The sequence below is a fragment of the Pseudoduganella sp. RAF53_2 genome (genome assembly GCF_052113985.1).
Classification (GTDB): Bacteria; Pseudomonadota; Gammaproteobacteria; order Burkholderiales; family Burkholderiaceae_D; genus Rugamonas.
The window spans coordinates 1-2285 of sequence record NZ_JBFRDW010000817.1 but is presented as its reverse complement, the minus strand read 5'-3'; the positions used below and the strand labels follow the sequence as shown (position 1 = coordinate 2285).

The following is a 2285-nucleotide window of genomic DNA, read 5'->3' as shown; positions in this document are numbered from 1 at the left end:
GTACTGCTTACTTCTTGGCCGGAGCGGCTTCCTTCGACTCAGCTTTGGCTTCGGTCTTCACCTCGGCCTTGGCGACTTTTGCGTCGGCTTTCGCTACTTTAGCATCAGCCTTGGCTTCTTTGGCGTCAGCTTTTGCTTCTTTTGCGTCGGCCTTGGCTTCCTTGGCATCAGCCTTGGCTTCCTTCGCATCTTTTGCAGCCGCTTTGGCAGCGTGCTTGTGTTCTTTGGCTTCCTGCTTCATGTCTTTCGCTTCAGCCTTGGCTGCGGCGGCAGGCGTTGCTGGAGCTGCGGCCGGAGCCGGAGTCTGTGCGAAAGCGGCGGTAGCGAACAGGCCTACGATCAGGGTAGCGATGGTCTTTTTCATGGTACAGCTCCTCGTTGAAAATATCGTGTCAAACGTTTCGGGTTTTTTCCGAAGTGCACTGTTTGTCGTGTCACTTGAGCCAAAAACGTCCCCTGAAAACGACTAGTTGACGGCTATTACACATGGTTACAACTGGCGGAAATCCTTACAATTGTTAGCTGTCGTACTGTGCGGCGTAACGGGACACGCTAGGGTGGCGGAATGAAAGACGCACTCAAGACTTACAAAGCCAAGCGCAACTTCAGCATCACGCCCGAACCGGCCGAAGGCGGCAAGGAGGGCGGGGACAACCGTGTCTTCGTGATCCAGAAGCACTGGGCCACGCGCTTGCATTACGACTTTCGTCTTGAACTCGATGGCAGCATGAAAAGCTGGGCGGTGCCGAAAGGTCCCAGCTACGACACGCATGACAAGCGCATGGCGGTGCATGTCGAGGATCATCCGATTTCCTACAACGAGTTCGAAGGCACCATCCCCGAAAAGCAGTACGGCGCGGGCAAGGTGATCATCTGGGACAAGGGCACCTGGCACCCGCTGGAAGATCCCCGCAAAGGGTACCGCGCGGGGAATCTGAAATTCGAACTGCGTGGCCACAAGATGCACGGGCGCTGGGCGCTGGTGCGCATGAAAGGTAAAGGCGAGAAGCAGGAGCCGTGGCTGCTCATCAAAGAGAAGGACGAATACGTGCGTCCTGCATCCGAATTCAGCGTCGTCGATGAATTGCCGGACAGCGTGAAGTCGCTGCCGATGCCGGATGGTGCAGCGGCTGAAGCGGCGTCGGCCGAGCTGTCCGAGATCGCCAAAAAGGCGCGCATGCCGAAAGAGCTGGCGCCCGAACTGGCGACGCTAGTCGATGAACCGCCGTCCAATCCGAAGGAATGGATCTTCGAAGTCAAATACGATGGCTACCGCATCCTGGCCCGCATTGAAGGCAAGGACATTGCCCTCATCACGCGCAACGGCAACGACTGGACCGCCAAACTCGAACCGCTGCGCGCTGCGCTGGCGAAAATGAAGCTGCCGGATGGCTGGTACGACGGCGAAATCGTGGTTCATGACGAGACGGGCCGTCCCGATTTCGGTCTGCTGCAGCAAGCCTTCGACGGCAAGCGCGTGAACAATATCGTGTACTTCCTGTTCGACGCGCCTTTCCTCGATGGCTACGATTTGCGCCAGGTGCCATTGGCCCAGCGCCGCGAACTGCTGGCGCAGGCGCTTGGCAAATTGCCGGAAAAAAGCATGGTGCGCTACAGCGCGGAGCTGAGCGCCACGCCGCAGGAAATCGTTGCCGCAGCCTGCAAGATGGGCCTCGAAGGCGTGATCGGCAAACGGCGTGATTCGACTTACACCTCGCGCCGGTCGGGCGACTGGATCAAGCTGAAATGCGGGCTGCGGCAGGAATTCGTCATTGGCGGATACACCGATCCGCAAGGCGCGCGCACCGGCATCGGCTCGCTGCTGCTGGGTGTGTACGGCAAGGATGGCGAGCTGCATTATGCGGGCAATGTGGGTAGTGGCTTCAACGAGAAGACCTTGCGCGACCTGATCTCGCGCTTGAAGAAGCTTGATACCGGCACCAGTCCATTTGCGTCCACGCGCGCGATCGCCAGAAAGTCGCATTGGGTGAAACCGAGTCTGGTCGCTGAAATCAGCTTCAGCGAATGGACGCGCAGCGGCTCTGTGCGGCACGCCGTGTTCCAGGGCCTGCGCGAAGACAAGAAGGCAGCCGCCGTGGGCCGCGAGAAGCCGGAACACGTCGAAGACACGACCGAGTCCCCGGCGCGCGGACGCCGCGCCGCCAAGCCTGCAGCAGCCGAAGCTCCCGCCGCGACGGCGGGCGCGCCGACGCTCGCCAGCCGCYTGCCTGCATCGCTCAAGGTCACCAATCCCGATCGCGTGATCGATCCGGTCAGCGGCACCA

Annotated in this window: 2 protein-coding genes; one reads left to right on the top strand and one right to left on the bottom strand. The window is 60.0% G+C overall.

The genetic code is table 11. The annotated features are described in order from the left end of the window. Nucleotides 1-7: 7 nt before the first annotated feature. On the bottom strand, nucleotides 8-364 hold the full coding sequence (locus AB4Z11_RS29855) for a hypothetical protein (protein ID WP_442029529.1): 357 nt from the start codon (nucleotides 362-364) through the stop codon (nucleotides 8-10). Nucleotides 365-565: 201 nt separating this feature from the next. On the opposite strand from AB4Z11_RS29855, the gene ligD reads away from it, so the two are divergent. Then, nucleotides 566-2285 (top strand): non-homologous end-joining DNA ligase (gene ligD, locus AB4Z11_RS29850; protein WP_442029527.1); only part of this gene is annotated, 1720 nt, incomplete at its 3' end.